The organism is Burkholderia alba (genome assembly GCF_034721475.1).
Lineage (GTDB): Bacteria > Pseudomonadota > Gammaproteobacteria > Burkholderiales > Burkholderiaceae > Burkholderia > Burkholderia alba.
On sequence record NZ_JAWJWL010000006.1, the window covers coordinates 266211 to 281859 of the forward strand.

Consider the following 15649-nt stretch of genomic DNA (forward strand, 5'->3'; position numbering starts at 1 on the left):
ATGAGTACAAGCCGCGTCAGACAGACGCTAGTCAGGACCACACTCGTGGTCGGCCTGTCGGCCGGCCTGGCCGCCACGCTGCAGGGTTGCGTGCTGGCCGTCGCGGGAGCGGCGGCGGGCGGCGGCGCGCTGGTCGCGACCGATCGCCGGACGCTCGGCGCGCAGACCGAGGATCGCGAGATCCAGGTGAAGGCGCTCACGCAGATCAACAACGGGCTGCCGAGTCAGTCGCACGTCAACGTGACGGTGTTCAACCGCCGCGTGCTGCTGACGGGCGAAGTGCCGGACGATGCGGCGAAGCAGCGTGCGGAGCAGATCGTGCGTGGCATCAACAACGTCAATGCGATCGTGAACGAACTGTCGGTGGGGGCGGCGAGCACGCTGTCGTCGCGGGCCAACGATTCGTATCTCGAAGGCCGCGTGAAAACCGCGATGATCGCCGAGAAGGGCATTTCCGCGAATGACTTCAAGGTCGTGTGCGAACGCGGCAACGTGTACCTGCTGGGGCTCGTGACCCGGGACGAGGGCGATCGCGGTGCCGATGTGGCGAGCCGGGTGTCGGGCGTCGCGCAGGTCGTGAAGGTGTTCCAGTACGTCAAGCCGCAGGAAGCGCAGGCGCTGTCGGCGGCGGCGCCCGCGAGCGGCGCGTCGGCTGCGTCGGCGGCCGTGCCGGCTTCCGACGGCGCGACGGTGGGCGCGGTGCCGGATGCGACTGTCACGTCGACGCCGCTGCAGGCGCCGGCGCCGATTTCCAATTCGAACAGCGTGCATCCGGGCAATCCGAAGGCGGTGGGCCCATGAAGGTGAAGGGTTGGGCTGCGGGCGCCGCGGCAGCGGCGCTCGTCGCGGGTGTCGTGAGCGCGCCGGTGCGAGCCGACGTGGGCGACGGGCTGAAGATCGCGCGCGGCAATGCCTGCATGGGTTGCCACGCGGTGGATCGCAAACTGGTCGGGCCGTCGTTCAAGGAAATCGCCGCGCGCTACAAGGCGGATCCGCAGGCGGTGCCGAAGCTCGCGAAGAAGGTGAAGGAAGGCGGTGCGGGGGTATGGGGCGCGATTCCGATGCCTGCTCACCCCCGGATGAGCGACGCCGATGCGCAGTCGGTGGTGCAGTGGGTGCTGGCCGGCGCACCGTCGAAATGACGGCGCGCAAGATCGCTTTGGGATCTTTTGGCGATCTTGCCAAGCATTCGCGAATTTGTGTATGATCGTCGGCTGTTGGGGCGGTAGCTCAGCTGGGAGAGCGTCGCGTTCGCAATGCGAAGGTCGGGAGTTCGATCCTCCTCCGCTCCACCAATAGACAATTCTGGAAGTTCCGCTGTTTTCCGCGAACCCCGCGCGCCGTAAGGCTCGCGGGGTTTTTGTTTGCGTGCCGTGGCTTTTTCGGTTGTCCATTCCGACTATCTCGCCAGCACTTGCGGGATTCGTGTCCCTGTTCTCGAACGGCATGCCGAGAACTTCCGCCAACGCCATCCGGAAACAGCGCGGCCATCCTTTGCACAACGGCGTCGCTCGCGGCATCTCGCGCCCATGCCTCGAGAACGCCTGCGTAGACAGGCATGCAAGGTCCGGCATCTCGGCGGAATCGACGCGTCACTATCCCAAAAGCAGGTTCCGGGATCGATCATCGAGAAGACAGGACGCCGCCTTGTCTCTGTGCCGTCTTGTTTTTCCGCTGGATGGATGTGTCGCTACAGCAACCACAGCCGGCGTCACCCTGACCCCAGGCAAGTTATCCACTCGCGGCAGGGAAGATCCTCGGGATAACTCGTCGGCTTGCCTGTGGACCGATTCTTGATAAGTCGCTCACAGCGCCTGTGGCCTCGAAGTTGTTCGGGGTTCGCTGGGGATATTCACGCACAGTACTGTGGATTCAAGGTTCGATATCGCGTTGACCCGCCTCGACATTTCGGGATTGTCCACAGGCAGATGCGTCCCTTGTTAACTATTCCTATGTATACGTATACATAAACCAAACACCATGGGGAAAACGGGCCGTGACGCGAACAGGCACACGGCAAGGGTCCACAGGCTTGCAGAGCGTGTGGACGGCAGACGCTGCCGACATCGGCAGGCCAACCGGCGATCCGCCGGTATCTCCACAAGGTCGGGTGATAGGTTCGAGAAAAACCGGCCCGTGAGCCGGCTTGGTTGCGGATGCGGGATGCGGGATGCGGGATGCGGGATGCGGGATGCGATGAAGCGTGGCTGCTTTCGCGTCGGCATGTCTTAGTCGTGCCCCCTGCATGCAGAACTCGGCCAGACATTCCCGTTGCAAGAGAGGAAACGACGCATCGAACCGCCCCATGTCAACGAAACCTCCTGCGATCCGCACGCATGGCGACAACCGTCGGCCGGGCGATTCATCGACAAACCGCGATTGAGCGTCGCGACCGGCGACCAGTCGCCGTAACGCTCCGATCGCGGACTCCCCCTCAGCTGTCCGACATCAACTTCCCGCCCTTCGCCCACGCCTCTCGCGACACCTCGGTGATCACGATATCCACGCTCTCGGGCGGACAGGCCAGCGTTTCCGCTGCGACGCGGGTCGCTTCGCGGACGAACGCGCGCTTTTGTTCCAGGGTACGGCCGGGGTGCATTTCGAGGTGCAGCGTGGGCATGGCGATTCTCCGATGGGCGGCGCCGCGAGATGAAGCGCCGATGCATCGCAGTGTCACGGAAAAGCGCCGGTCGATAAACATGCGATGATTTGATTCATTCAGAACCTATAGGTTTGAAATCATGGACAAATTATCCAGCATGGCGATGTTCGTGCGGGTGGTGGAGTGCGGGAGCTTCAGCGCCGCGGCCGATGCGAGCCGGGTGTCGCCGACCATGGCGGCCAAGCACATCAGGACGATCGAGCAGCGGCTCGGCGCGCGTCTGCTTCACCGCACGACGCGTCGCCAGCAGCTGACCGAGGTCGGCCGGCTCTACTACGAGCGCTGCAAGCACGTGCTGGCGGAAGTCGAGCTGGCCGAGGCGAGCGCGTCGGAGTTGCAGGCGAGCCCGCGCGGCCATCTGAGGGTGATCGCGCCGGTCAGTTTCGGCAGTCACAGCCTCGTGCCCGCGTTGACCGACTATATGACCCGCTACCCGGAAGTCAGCATCGAACTGACGCTGGATAATCGCGTACCGGATCTGATCGACGAAGGGTACGAACTGGGTATCCAGATCGGTGAAGTCGATGCGGCCGGGTTGGTCGCACGGCCGCTTCAGCCGTATCGCCGCTTGCTGGCGGCCGCGCCGGCCTATCTGAACGTGCATGGCAATCCCGGACATCCGGAGCAACTGAGCGGCCACGCCTGCCTCGGTCTCGCGTACTGGCGACGGCGCGATCGCTGGCGGCTGATCGGCCCCGGCGGCGAAATCTGCGAAGTTCCGGTGACGAGCCGCTTCACCGCGAATCAGGGCAACGCGCTGCGCATCGCCGCGCTGCGGGGCGCGGGGGTCGTGCTGCTACCCGAAGCGTTGCTGGCCGACGATCTCGCCGCCGGTCGGCTGCTGCCGGTGCTGCCCGCGTGGTCGTACCTGCCGACGCCGATGTATCTGATCTACGCGCAGGATCGTCGGCCGACCGCGAAGCTGCGCAGCGTGATCGATTTCCTGCTGGCGCGTTTCGGCGGCGATGGCGGCGGCGAAGGTATCGCCGAGCCCGATCGCGTCACCCGAGACGCCACGGGTAGTCGGCGAGCAGCTTGACGCCGAGCACAAGCATCGAGATGCCGACGGCGATGTCGAGTCCCTGCCAGGTCCGGCGATTCTGGAACAGCGGCGCGGCCAGCCGCGAGCCGATCGTCAGAAAAGTGAACCATACGAACGACGCGATCATCGCACCGCCTGCAAAGGCCAGCTTCGCGGCGCCGAGCTTGGTTGCGCTGATCGCGCCGATGACCAGGACGGTGTCGAGCCACGCGTACGGCGTCAGCAGCGAATGGAACAACGCGCCTTTCACCACCTGCGCGTTCGAGGCGGCGGGCACCTCGTCGGCGGGGTCGTCGAGCACGTCGTCGAATTCCGCATAGGCCGAGCGGAAGGCTTGCAGGCTGAAGAACAGCAGGTAACCCGCGCTGAGGACCATCGAGGTCACCATCAGCCACCGGCTCGAACTGATCGCCGCGCCGAGTCCCGCGACGCCGAGGGCGATCAACAGCGCGTCGGAGATCGCGCAGATCGCCACCAGCGTCAGTGCGCTGTGCCCGTTCAGGCTGTGCTTGATCACGAACGTGTCTTTGGGGCCCAGCGCGATCAATAACCCCAGGCCCAGCAGAAAACCTTCAGCAAACGGTAGAGACGGCACGTCATTTCCATGGGAGGAGAAGTCCGTTTCGGACCTCGTGCTGCGATGGGGGCAAAAGATCGTCGCAATGCCGAATCAACGAGATATCGCGCGAAGGCGCGAAGGCTTTCGTCGGCCAGACCCGTTATGTTGATTGGCTGCTCGCCGGGTCACGATGCGTATTGCCGGGACAATTCGGAAATCACGGGGTCACGCCGTGATTTTCCCGACCGGGGAATCATGGATTAACGGGTGGCATGATACATCGGCAATAGTCGGCTAGTTGAAAGTCATCCTTCGTTCGGGCGGGATGCGGCCGACGCTGCGCGATCCCCGCATTGGCGCGTATTTCGGAATATCCCGATCCGCACGGCAGCGCCGCGAGATCGCTGTCGAATCCCGTTCCCGATGGCCTGCGCCGGCCGTGATTGCCGATGCTGTTCAATCGGCGGTCGATGACTCGACGGGATTCCCCGTTGACGATCGCTCGACCTGATTCCGTGAGAAAACCGGATGATCTTTTCGATTTGATGAAATGGCAGATGCGGGATTGATTTCACGAAAATGAAATGCACCACTCGCCGATTTTCGAATACCGCGACATTCGGTGCGAAAGGCGCGTGATCGACGTCATGCCGACAGGGTCGGCGGATTCAACATCTTTCGTCCGGTTGCAGGCCGCGCCGGCTGCGTCATATCGCGCAGCGCGCGATATGAAACCGAAGCTCCGACTCTTCCGGATCGCCGCTGCCGCTGCGCGGCCGGTAGACGCCGATCGTCGTGCCGTTCGCGCCGATCGGCGCGAGCGTCACGGTCCAGTCGTCGCTCGGCGACGACGGACCGACCAGCAGCGTCGTTGCATCGCTGCGCTGCGCGACGCGCGCTTGCGGCACCCGGTCGATCAGGCATTGTTCGACCGCGGATGCCGGGCGCGTGGACGATACGTAGATCAGCGGGGTATCGGCATTGCCTTGCACGCTGCCGCCGGAGGAGGAGGGCGAGCCCGCGCATCCGGCCATCACGGTGACAGCGCCGGCCAACAGGCAACGTACAAACATCTCGGAGGATTTCATGGGTCGGTTCAATTCTCGTTCGGCGCAAACGCGTGCGCGCTGCGGACGCGTTTAGGTTCGAAAAGGAGCGGTGCGAAGCCATCCGCGCGGAGCGTCGCGGTGCGGACACGACAGGATGGCTGACCTCCGCCGGTGCCTCGCAGCCTACCAAGGTGTGCGCGGCGAGGGTGTGAGAAATTGTACGACGGTGAACTGTCCGCAAGGGCACGCGTCATCCGCTCACCGCTCACCGCTCACCGCTCACCGCTCACCGCTCACCGCTCACCGCTCACCGCTCACCGCTCACCGCTCACCGCTCACCGCTCACCGCTCACCGCTCACCGCTCACCGCTCACCGCTCACCGCTCACCGCTCACCGCTCACCGCTCACCGCTCACCGCTCACCGCTCACCGCTCACCGCTCACCGCTCACCGCTCACCGCTCACCGCTCACCGCTCACCGCTCACCGCTCACCGCTCACCGCTCACCGCTCACCGCTCACCGCTCACCGCTCACCGCTCAGGGCCCACCGAACCCGATGCCCGCATTCCAAACCAGTCATTCCGCACCATGTTTTTGTGCGCGGATGCCGCGCTCGAGTTCAACGTCTTGCAGCCGCGCAACTTCGCATCCGAGCAAATCCTTATGTGTCGAAATCTCATATTGCGAACGAAATAAGTGCTGCCTATCGTTCGAACTTGCCATGACGATCAGGGTGGCGCGAACCCGTTGCGTCTCGAATATGAAGCGGCGCTGCATATCGCGCAGTCCGGCGAGCCGGCCGAGTCGATGGACTTGATCTGGCTCAAGTGGCGGCGTGCCGCGCCGTTAGCACAACAAGACTCGCAACGGAGATAACCATGAGTAGCATCACCGAGCCCGCCGGCCAGGCAGGCTCTTTCCCCTTCTTTTCCAAGGAAGCCACGGTCGCGCGACCCGGCTTTTCGCGCTGGATGGTGCCGCCCGCGGCGCTGGCGGTGCATCTGTGCATTGGACAAGCCTATGCGTTCTCGGTCTTCAACGGACCGCTGACCAAGGTGATCGGCATCACCGGGGCCGCGCCCGGCGACTGGTCGCTGACCACGCTCGGCTGGATTTTCTCGCTCGCGATCGTGTGCCTCGGGCTGTCGGCCGCGTTCGCGGGCAAGTGGCTCGAGCGGGTCGGCCCGCGCCGCACGATGTTCACCGCGGCGTGCTGTTTCGGCGGCGGCTTCCTGATCTCCGCGCTCGGCGTGTGGACCCACCAGATCGCGCTGCTGTATCTCGGCTACGGCGTGATCGGCGGGATCGGTCTCGGGCTCGGCTACGTCTCGCCGGTGTCGACGCTGATCCGCTGGTTCCCCGACCGGCGCGGCATGGCGACGGGCATGGCGATCATGGGCTTCGGCGGCGGCGCGATGATCGCCGCGCCGCTGTCGGTCGCGCTGATGAATCACTTCAAGAGCGCGACGAGCATCGGCGTCGCGGAAACGTTCGTCGTGCTCGGCATCGCCTACTTCATCTCGATGACGATCGGCGCGCTTGCGATCCGCGTGCCGCCCGCCGACTGGAAGCCGGCCGGCTGGACACCGCCGGCAACGTCGCGGAACAAGATGATCACGACGCAGCACGTGCATATCGACCAGGCGCTCAAGACCCCGCAGTTCTATCTGATCTGGCTCGTGCTGTTCCTCAACGTGACGGCGGGGATCGGCATTCTCGGCCAGGCGTCGGTGATGATCCAGGAAAGCTTCAAGGACACGGTGAGCGCGGCCGCGGCGGCCGGCTTCGTCGGGCTGCTGTCGCTGTTCAACATGGGCGGCCGGTTCGTCTGGGCGTCGGCGTCGGACTGGGTCGGCCGCAAGAACACCTATTTCATCTTCTTCGCGCTCGGTGCGGTGCTGTACTACTGCGTGCCGGGCTTCGCGTCATCCGGACAGATCGCGCTGTTCGTGCTCGCGTACTGCGTGATCCTGTCGATGTACGGCGGAGGCTTCGCGACCGTGCCGGCCTATCTGGCCGACATGTTCGGCACCGCGTTCGTCGGCGGTATCCACGGCCGCCTGCTGACCGCCTGGGCGGCCGCGGGGGTGGCGGGGCCGGTGCTCGTGAATTACATCCGCGCGTACGAAGTGGCGCACGGCGTCGCGAAGGCCGACGCGTACACGATGACGGTGCACATCATGGCCGTGCTGCTGGTGATCGGCTTCTTCTGCAATCTCTTTGTAAGGCGCGTCGACGATCGGCACTACATGAACGATGCGCAGCTCGCATCGGGCAAATAACGGAGGATCCCCATCATGAGCAATGCGATTCACGCATCCCATCCGACCCGCAAGGGCACGCTCGCCGTGTTCTGGCTATACGTATTGATTCCGCTCGCATGGGGCGTCGTCAATACGATCACGCAGGCATTGAAACTCTTTCACTGAATCCGTCGCCTTGGGTGAAGTTGTGTGCTGTTTTGTCTTTGACGGACGGCACGCAATGCCCGTTTTCCGTCACGGCGGGCGCGAAGCCGGCTCGGAAAAATCATCTGGAATGCACTGAAAATTCGCGGCGGCGCCGGTTATCCGGCCGTCGCGAAATCGGCTTCCCGCCGCTATCTCATTGATCTTTCGGGTGAAGTTTACGGTTCTGAAAAAGACGCATCGAAACTGTCAACGCAGCGTCGATTCGAGGCGTTATAGAGCCAGTGCGTTAGTACTCGGCCTGAAAAGATTCCTTACGTTTTGTTTCATGACAAGCGCGGGACCTTGGGCAATACTGGCGCCCGGTGCGGTTAAAGCATCGTTTTATCGGGTACTACCGTTTAGACATTCAAGGAAAAAACAATGAAGAAGATCATCGCTTCGCTGGCAACCGCCGCTCTCGCATTCGCATCGGCTTCCGTGTTCGCACAAGCTTCGGCACCGGCAGCTTCGGCACCGGCCGCAGCGTCGGCAGTCAAGCACGACAAGAGCAAGCCGAAGCACGAAATGAAGGAACACGGCACGGCGAAGGGCAAGGCGAAGGCCGCAGCCGCTTCGGCAGCCGGCACGAACGACAAGGGCGCAGCACAGTAAGTGCTTGCGCGGCGGCCGCGTGAGCGGCCGTCGTTGTCCACGTGACGCGAACCCCGCACGCTTCGGCATGCGGGGTTTGTTTTTTTGGGGTGGGGATACGTCGCGACGTGTCTCGATCGACCGTCACGAAGGCGTGTGCGGCGGCGCGCTCAGGCTGTCCAGCAGCGCGCGCATGCGCCGCCAGTGCGTCCCCTCCCAGAACACGCGTCGGCATACGTCGCAGGTCACGAAGCGCGTATGCCGCTGCAGCACGCCGGGCGGCGCGCGACCGATCGCATCGGACGGCTCGATCCGGCGCAGCGGTGCATTGCAGGCGAGGCACAGCCTGAACGGCTGCGCACTGCGCGCGAGATCGAGTCGCGCGAACAGTGCGCGCAGCTGCGCCTCGGGTTTCAGTTCGCGCACATAGCAGCCGTGCGTGATCGAGCCGCGCTTCAGCAGTTCGCGATCGCGGGTCAGCACGATCCTCGCGTCGCGCGCGGCGATCGTTTCGATCAGCGCATCGGGGTAGTGATTGTCGTAGAGCGTATCGAAGCCCGCGAGGCGCAGCAGCTGCGCGAGCCCGCCGAGATGCGCATCCGCGATGAAGCGCGTGACGCGCAGCGGTGCCGCCCGTACCCGCAGCAGAGGCTGGATGTCGAAGGTCTCGAAGCGTGGATAGACGGCGACGCGATCGCCGCTCGCGAGCACCCGCCCGAAGCTCGACGATTCGCCGTTGACCAGGATCAGCTCCACTTCGGTGTGCGGCACGCCGAGCGCTTCGATCGCATGCTTGACGGTTGCGTCGGGCGCGCACGTGCGCTCGAACTCGCGACGGCGCAGCGCTCGCGCGAGGAAATCGTTCAGCTCCTCATAGAAGCGGAAAGTGACGATGACCATCACGCCAGTATCGCACCGGCGCCGGCTTCGCGCGGAGCGGAACGCCGCGCCTGCAAACGTCACGCGCCTGTGCTTTACTCCGTGCTTGTCATGCACAAGGAGCAACGGATGGATATCGGATTTATCGGGCTGGGCGAGATGGGCGCCGCGATCGCGGCCAATCTGCTGAAGGCCGGGCACCGGGTGCGGGTCTGGAACCGTTCGCCGGAGCGCGTGGCGGCGCTCGCCGTGCAGGGCGCCGTGCAGGTCGCGACGCCCGCCGAAGCGATGACGGGCGATGCCGTGTTCTCGATGCTCGCCGACGACAAGGCGGTGCGCGGCGTATTCGACGCGGCACTCCTCGAACAGGCGCCGCGCGGCCTGATCCACGTCAACCTGGCGACGATCTCGGTCGCGCTCGCCGAATCGCTCGCGCATGCGCATGCCGAGCGCGGCATTCACTATGTCGCGGCGCCGGTGATGGGCCGCCCGCACGTGGCCGCCGCCGCGCAGCTGACGATCATCGCGGCGGGCCCGGCCGAGGCGATCGACCGCGTGCAGCCCGCATTCGATGCGATCGGCCAGAAAACCTGGCGGCTCGGCTCGCTGCCGCAGCAGGCCAACGCGGTGAAGATTGCCGCCAATTTCACGATTGCGTCGGCGATCGAGACAATGGGCGAAGCCGCCGCGCTGCTCGCCGCGCATGGCGTCGCGATGAACGACTATCTCGACGTGATCACCAACAGCGTGTTTCCCGGTCCGGTGTACCAGGGCTATGGCTCGATGATCGCCGACGCGCGCTACGAACCCGCGCTGTTCAAGGCGAGCCTCGGGCTGAAGGACGTACGGCTTGCGCTCGAAGCGGGCGATGCGGCGTCGGTGCCGATGCCCGTCGCGAGCGTCGTGCGCGACAGCCTGATCGAGGCGATCGCGCACGGAGACGGCGACAAGGATTTCGCGGTACTCGGTCAGGTGGCCGCGCGTCGCGCCGGGCGTTGAGCGGGTCGGCGGGCGCGGCGGCGGCGCGCGGGACTGACGCGCCGGCGGGTTCCCCGGCATAATCGCCGTTTCCCTTTTCACGGTTGGAAGCGAGGCGGCGATGAGTTTGCATACCTGGTGGCTGTTTGTGGCGACGGTATTCGTCGTTTCCGCGATTCCCGGCCCGAACATGCTGCTGGTGATGACGCACGGCGCGCGCCACGGGCTGCGCCGGTCGACCGCGACGATGGCGGGCTGCATGACGGCGCTCGTCTCGATGCTGTCGGTGTCGGCGGCCGGGCTGGGGGTGTTTCTCGAGGCGTGGCCCGCGATGTTCAATGTGCTGCGCTTCGCGGGCGCGGCCTATCTGATCTACCTCGGCGTCAAGGCCTGGCGCGCGCGCGTCGACGAAACGCCGGCCGCCGGGGATCTCGAACCGGACGCGGGCAGCCTGCGCGCCGCGGCGCAGGCATCGCACTGGACCCTGTTCCGCAACGGCTTTCTGGTCGCGGGCAGCAATCCGAAAGCCATCCTGTTCGCCGCTGCGCTGCTGCCCCAGTTCATCAATGCGTCGGCGCCCACGCTGCCGCAGTTCGGCATCCTCGTCGCGACGTTCGCGGTGATCGAGGTAAGCTGGTACGTCGTCTATGCATCGTTCGGCACGCGCATCGGCGCGACGCTCAAGAGCGCGAGCGTCGCCAGGGCGTTCAACCGGATGACGGGCGGACTGTTCGTCGGCTTCGGCGCGATGATGGCGCTGGTGCGCCACTAAGACTTCACCGGCGGCAGTCCGAACCCGCGCCCCGCGTTCCCGAGGAACGCGGGGCGTTTTTTTGGGGCGGCCGCTACCGGCTCGCGTCCGCGTGCGGCGCGACCGCGCCGAGCACGAGCGCCGCCGCCGCGAAAGTCAGTCCGACCGCGCACACCGCACCCCAGCCGGCCCACGCCCAGGCTACCCCGGCCAGCATCGCGCCGAGGGCGCCGCCGATGAAGAAGATCCCGACGAAGAGCCCGTTCAGCCGCCCGCGCGCGGCCGGATTCAGCAGATTGACGGCGCGGCGGCCGAGCGTCTGGTCGGCGACGACGCCCGCATCGAGCGTCGCCGCCGCGACGACCAGCAGCGCCACGGCCGGCACCGGGTGCGCGGTCGCGTCGAAGCCGCCCCAGCCCGCGCCCGCGACACCCATCACCGTCAGCGCGGCCAGCATCGCGAGATGCGCGCCGCGCGCGACGCGCCGATCCCAGCCCCGGTCGCCCGCCCGGCCGGCGAGCGGCGTGACGATCGCGCCGGTCGCGCCGGCGAGCGCGAAGAGGGCGATGCCGTGCAAGCTGAAATGGAACGGCGCCTGAGCGAGCCGCAGCCCGATCGCGGTCCAGAACGCGCTGAACGACGCCATCACGAGCGCGGCCGACAGCGCGTACCGCTGCAGCACGCGCTCGGTCGTCGCGAGTGTCCACAGCGAGCGCAGCAATGCGCCGTAGCGGGTCGAGACGGCAGGTGCGCGCGCCGGCAGCTGCGCGGCGAGGACCACGGCGATCAACAGGTTCGCGGCCGCGGCCGTTGCGTAGAACGCGCGCCAGCCCGCCGCGTCGGCAATCAAGCTGGCGATCGGCCGCGACAGCAGGATGCCGAGCATCAGGCCGCTCATCACATTGCCGACCGCGCGGCCGCGCTGCGCGTCCGGCGCCATCGACGCGGCGAGCGGCACCAGCATCTGGATCACGCTCGACGTGGCTCCGGCGACGAACGCCGCGCCGAGGAACAGCGCGCCGGAATGCGTGACGGCGGGGATCGCGAGCGTCGCCGCGCAGATCACGAGCGTCGTGACGATCAGGCGGCGGTTCTCCAGCAGGTCGATCAGCGGGACCAGCAGTACGAGGCCGGCCGCGTAGCCGAGCTGAGGCAGCATCGCGACCAGCCCGGTCAGGCCGGCGGGCAGGTGCAGTGCGGCGCTGATCGGGCCGGTGAGCGGCTGCGCGGCGAACAGGTTGATGATGATCACGCCGGTGGTCGCGGCGAAGAAGACGGTCAACGCCGGGGTCAGGGCGGGTGGCGATGGGTCGGCGGACGGCGCGGGGCACAGATCGGCAGGCTGGTTCATCGAAGGCACCGGATGAGGGGGTGGAAAGTCCTCATCGTAGAGAGCGACTCTTTATGCCACAATTGAAATATGTTTAATATGATTATGCGAGTTTGTTTTGAATACGCGTGACCTTCAGGCCTTCGTGGCCGTGGTGGACAGCGGTTCGATGGTCGCGGCCGCGACCCGGCTTCATCTGACGCAGCCGGGCCTCACGCGGCGGGTGCAGAACCTCGAGAACCTCTTGGCCGTATCGCTGCTCGACCGGCAAAGCAAGCCGCTCAAGCCTACGGCGGCGGGCCGCGAAGTGTATGCGCTGGCGCGCAAGGTGCTGAGTTCGGTGGACGACCTGCTGGCCGTCGCCGCGCCCGGCAGCGAACCGGCGGGCGAATTGCGGATCGGCGTGCCGCCGTTCCTGTCGGAGCTGGCGCTCGAGAGGCCGGTCGACCGGCTGCGCGACATGTTTCCGCGTCTGACCTTGCGTGTCACGGCGGGCTGGTCGCCCGCGCTGCTGCACGGTGTCGAGCGCGCGTCGCTCGATGTGGCGGCGGTGATGATGCCCGCCGGCTACGAGATGTCCGGCAGCCTGGTTTCGACGCTGCTGAGCGTCCAGCCGACTGTGCTGGTCGCGGCGCGCGATTTTCCGTTGCCGGCCGGGCGCCTGTCGCTCGACGCACTGTCGCGTTATCCATGGGTATTGAGCCAGGACGGCTGCGGGATGCGTTCGGCGCTGAGTCGCGCGTTCGGCGCGGCCGGCTTGCCATTCGATGTCGCGGTGGAGGCGTTCGGCTCGGAGCTGCAGTTGTCGATGGTCGCGCGCGGCGCAGGACTCGGCGTCGTGTCGACGCCGGCGCTGGCTCGCAGCCGCCATCGCGACGCACTGCGGGTCATCGATACCGCGGACCTGGAGCCGGGCGTCAACATCTGGCTGGTGCACGCGATGCTGCCCGGGCGGCTGATGCGGCCGGTCGCGCTGCTGCGGGACCAGCTGACGGACATCTTGAAGGCGGAAAACGGGGCGTGAGGAAGGCGCGAACCCGTCGTACCGCCAGGGGCCAGCCCGAATACCGCTCGGTTAGAGCCAGTATTCGAGGGAAAGTCCTTATTTTCGATACGGAAATGTTGCATTGCGTCAAACAAGGCGGTATAGTTCGAACCGTCTCCTCCATGTCTCCTCTGATATGGATTCAGCCCGCCTCTACAGGCGGGCTTTTTTTTGCCTTCGCGATCCCGCCGGTCAGAATTTGTACGACACCCCGACATAGCTGATGATCGGGTCGGCCTTCAGTTCCGACTTCGATTCCGCCAGCTCGGTGCCGTCCGCCGCCTTGATCGTCACCGTCGACGTGGTCTTGAGCGGGATGTACGTGACCGATGCGACAAGTCCCCAGTGATCGGTGATGTTGTACGTGAGCCCGGCGTTGAATACCGGTTGCCATGACGACGACGCCTTCGCCGACACCTGCGTCGTGCCCGATTTGCCCGCGCCCGCGGCCAGGATGGCGCCCAGGTTCTGCTGGGTCTGCAGCACGAAGTTCGGCTGCAGCTGCACGTCGCTGAACCAGTTGTACGACACCCCGACGCCGAGGAACGGCCGCAGCTTCGCGGTCGGCGCGCCGAAGTAGTACTGGAAGATCATCGCGGGGCTCCACTGCCGCACGCTTTTCACGATCGGGTTGACCGGGCCGATGCCGATGTTCTGCGAACCGAGCGCGCCCGCCGGGCCGGGAGGCTGGATCGTCCCCTGGCCGCTGATCTTGAACACGGGCGGCACGCCCGCCACGGACGTGACCGCGATGTGATCGGTCAGGAAGTGGCTGACCGTCAGCCCCACCGTATCCGCGCCGCTGGTCCGCGTTCCGGTGCCCTGCGAGGTGAACGACGCAGGCAGCCGCAGCGGCGTGTTGATCGGCGTCGGCGCGACGTAGGTGGTGAGCGGCGTGGTGCTCTGCTGCGGCATCACGTGGAACCAGCCGAGCGTCACCACGTTGCTGCCCGCGCTTTGCGCGTGCGCGGCGAACGGCGCCAGCGCGGCGGCGCTCGCCGCCGCGCACAGGATCTTTTTCATCGCAGGTTCCCTGTCGCGTTCACTGGACGAAGGCGCCGATCGTGAAATACGGCGACGACGCGTTGGACATGTCGAGGAAGCCGAACACGCCTCCGGTGAAGATGAACTTGCCGGTCGGCGCGGTGCTGCTCGCCCCGACGTGCGTCGACGTGACCGTGCCGGGAACCGTCTGCGTGTAGTCGAGATTCAGCGCGGTCGCGAGCGATGCCTGCGAGGCGTTGAACGGATCGAGCAGCGTCGCCTGGGTATTGGTGAGCGCAGTCGTCCGGTAATCGAACTGGCTGTCGACGCCGATGTACTCGCCGTTCTGCGAGCCGAGCGCGACCGACGTCTGGGGAGACAGGATCGAGATGCCCGATTCGTCGTCGGCGGTCAGCCCGGGTATGCCGTTCGCGTCCGGTGTCGGATTCGGATTGGCGACGCCCGTGCGAATCATGATCGGCACCAGTTGGTTGCGCAGCTTGCCGACGATGATGAAGCCCTTCGCTTCCGGCACCGTCGCGAGCGTCGGCTTGACCTGGCCCTGGTAGTGGTCGGTCTCGAAGGCGCCGCTGCCGTCCGCCGACTGCACGAGGTTCGTGCCGGGCTGCCGGCAGGTGCCCGCGTAGATGCCGGTCGTATCGCAGCGGGTCCACGAGCCGTCGGCGTTGATCGTCACCTGCGCGTCGATCGTCGTCGGCGTGAAGTTCTGCGACGGCACCTGGCCGTAGCCGAGCTGGCTGTAGGTGCCCGCGAGATTCGCGATGTTGGTTTCGAGCGTCGTGAAGCCGATGAACGGGTAGTACGGGAACGTGGTGTCGGGCACCGCGCCCTGGCCGAGCAGGCCCGCGTACGAAATTTCCTTGCCGGGTATCGTGCCGCCCGCCACCCCCATCCCGATGAACACGCGAGCGGGGCGCGTCGGGTCGAGGCTCGCGCCGTTCAGCCGGTACGCGCAGTTGTTCAGCTTCTGGGTCGGCAGCCCGGTTTCCTGCGTGATCGTGCCGCTTTGGGTCGTGCCGGCGCGCGTCGGCGCGACCGTGCCGGTGGTCTGCGGAATCGGCGACTCCACATAGGTGACCTGCCAGGTCATCTTGGTCGTGTCGATTTGCAGCTGGGCCAGCTCGCCGTCGCCGCCGCCGCCGGTGTAGACCGTGCTGTAGTCGAGCGACGACGGGCACAGGGCGGTTTCCACGAGCGGGGCCGGATTGTTGTTGTCGCCGCCCCCGCAGGCCGTCAGGATGGGCGCGGCAATGGCCAGCGCCAGAACGAGGTTCCGCTTCATATCGCATCTCCAAGATTGTCTTTAT

The 15649-nt window shown here is 65.9% G+C and carries 17 protein-coding genes and 1 tRNA gene; 10 read left to right on the forward strand and 8 right to left on the reverse strand.

Features of this window, described 5'->3' with window-relative positions; genetic code table 11:
- From RZR99_RS09215 to RZR99_RS09225, 3 genes are all read left to right on the forward strand, one after another.
- Complete coding sequence (locus RZR99_RS09215) at positions 1-801, forward strand: BON domain-containing protein (RefSeq protein ID WP_323119436.1); 801 nt, start codon at positions 1-3, stop codon at positions 799-801.
- Positions 798-1142, forward strand: a complete 345-nt coding sequence (locus tag RZR99_RS09220) for a c-type cytochrome (RefSeq protein ID WP_323119437.1) — start codon at positions 798-800, stop codon at positions 1140-1142. Before RZR99_RS09215 ends, RZR99_RS09220 begins: the two co-directional genes overlap by 4 nt.
- A gap of 77 nt (positions 1143-1219) precedes the next feature.
- Positions 1220-1295: transfer RNA gene (locus RZR99_RS09225), tRNA-Ala, on the forward strand.
- A gap of 1139 nt (positions 1296-2434) precedes the next feature.
- Here the strand turns inward: RZR99_RS09225 and RZR99_RS09230 are convergent.
- On the reverse strand, positions 2435-2620 hold the full coding sequence (locus RZR99_RS09230) for a 4-oxalocrotonate tautomerase (protein WP_323119438.1): 186 nt from the start codon (positions 2618-2620) through the stop codon (positions 2435-2437).
- A 121-nt stretch (positions 2621-2741) separates the two neighbouring features.
- Here RZR99_RS09230 and RZR99_RS09235 point away from each other — a divergent pair, with 121 nt between their 5' ends.
- Positions 2742-3701 carry a LysR family transcriptional regulator gene (locus RZR99_RS09235; RefSeq protein WP_323119439.1) on the forward strand — a complete coding sequence of 320 codons (960 nt, stop codon included), beginning with the start codon at positions 2742-2744 and terminating at the stop codon, positions 3699-3701.
- On the opposite strand, the gene RZR99_RS09240 is transcribed toward RZR99_RS09235, so the two are convergent.
- The 3 genes from RZR99_RS09240 to RZR99_RS09250 form a co-directional block, all read right to left on the reverse strand.
- On the reverse strand, positions 3664-4299 hold the full coding sequence (locus RZR99_RS09240; RefSeq protein ID WP_323119440.1) for a LysE/ArgO family amino acid transporter: 636 nt from the start codon (positions 4297-4299) through the stop codon (positions 3664-3666). The genes RZR99_RS09235 and RZR99_RS09240 overlap by 38 nt on opposite strands.
- A gap of 671 nt (positions 4300-4970) precedes the next feature.
- On the reverse strand, positions 4971-5351 hold the full coding sequence (locus RZR99_RS09245; RefSeq protein WP_323119441.1) for a hypothetical protein: 381 nt from the start codon (positions 5349-5351) through the stop codon (positions 4971-4973).
- 538 nt (positions 5352-5889) lie between these two features.
- Complete coding sequence (locus tag RZR99_RS09250; RefSeq protein WP_323119442.1) at positions 5890-6090, reverse strand: hypothetical protein; 201 nt, start codon at positions 6088-6090, stop codon at positions 5890-5892.
- Positions 6091-6191: 101 nt separating this feature from the next.
- Here RZR99_RS09250 and RZR99_RS09255 point away from each other — a divergent pair, with 101 nt between their 5' ends.
- The 3 genes from RZR99_RS09255 to RZR99_RS09265 all read left to right on the forward strand — a co-directional run bounded on the left by RZR99_RS09255 (position 6192) and on the right by RZR99_RS09265 (position 8375).
- Complete coding sequence (locus RZR99_RS09255; protein ID WP_323119443.1) at positions 6192-7595, forward strand: L-lactate MFS transporter; 1404 nt, start codon at positions 6192-6194, stop codon at positions 7593-7595.
- Positions 7596-7610: 15 nt separating this feature from the next.
- A complete protein-coding gene (locus RZR99_RS09260; RefSeq protein ID WP_323119444.1) occupies positions 7611-7742 on the forward strand; it encodes an MFS transporter small subunit in 132 nt (43 codons plus the stop codon).
- Positions 7743-8144: 402 nt separating this feature from the next.
- The gene (locus RZR99_RS09265; protein WP_323119445.1) at positions 8145-8375 is read left to right on the forward strand and encodes a hypothetical protein; all 231 of its coding nucleotides are present in this window, start codon (positions 8145-8147) and stop codon (positions 8373-8375) included.
- Between the two features lie 123 nt (positions 8376-8498).
- Here RZR99_RS09265 and RZR99_RS09270 read toward each other — a convergent pair whose 3' ends face one another.
- Positions 8499-9254, reverse strand: a complete 756-nt coding sequence (locus RZR99_RS09270; RefSeq protein ID WP_323119446.1) for a Mut7-C RNAse domain-containing protein — start codon at positions 9252-9254, stop codon at positions 8499-8501.
- A 90-nt stretch (positions 9255-9344) separates the two neighbouring features.
- Between RZR99_RS09270 and RZR99_RS09275 the strand changes: the two genes are divergently transcribed.
- On the forward strand, positions 9345-10232 hold the full coding sequence (locus RZR99_RS09275; protein ID WP_323119447.1) for an NAD(P)-dependent oxidoreductase: 888 nt from the start codon (positions 9345-9347) through the stop codon (positions 10230-10232).
- Between the two features lie 100 nt (positions 10233-10332).
- On the forward strand, positions 10333-10983 hold the full coding sequence (locus tag RZR99_RS09280) for a LysE family translocator (protein WP_323119448.1): 651 nt from the start codon (positions 10333-10335) through the stop codon (positions 10981-10983).
- 73 nt (positions 10984-11056) lie between these two features.
- Here the strand turns inward: RZR99_RS09280 and RZR99_RS09285 are convergent, their stop codons facing one another.
- Positions 11057-12313, reverse strand: a complete 1257-nt coding sequence (locus RZR99_RS09285) for an MFS transporter (protein ID WP_323119449.1) — start codon at positions 12311-12313, stop codon at positions 11057-11059.
- A 97-nt stretch (positions 12314-12410) separates the two neighbouring features.
- On the opposite strand from RZR99_RS09285, the gene RZR99_RS09290 reads away from it, so the two are divergent.
- Complete coding sequence (locus tag RZR99_RS09290) at positions 12411-13316, forward strand: LysR family transcriptional regulator (RefSeq protein WP_323119450.1); 906 nt, start codon at positions 12411-12413, stop codon at positions 13314-13316.
- Between the two features lie 213 nt (positions 13317-13529).
- Here the strand turns inward: RZR99_RS09290 and RZR99_RS09295 are convergent, their stop codons facing one another.
- Both RZR99_RS09295 and RZR99_RS09300 read right to left on the reverse strand, forming a co-directional pair.
- The gene (locus RZR99_RS09295) at positions 13530-14360 is read right to left on the reverse strand and encodes an OmpW/AlkL family protein (protein WP_323119451.1); all 831 of its coding nucleotides are present in this window, start codon (positions 14358-14360) and stop codon (positions 13530-13532) included.
- A 19-nt stretch (positions 14361-14379) separates the two neighbouring features.
- Positions 14380-15624 (reverse strand): DUF2957 domain-containing protein, encoded by a 1245-nt coding sequence (locus tag RZR99_RS09300; RefSeq protein WP_323119452.1) that lies wholly within the window; start codon positions 15622-15624, stop codon positions 14380-14382.
- Positions 15625-15649 lie beyond the last annotated feature (25 nt).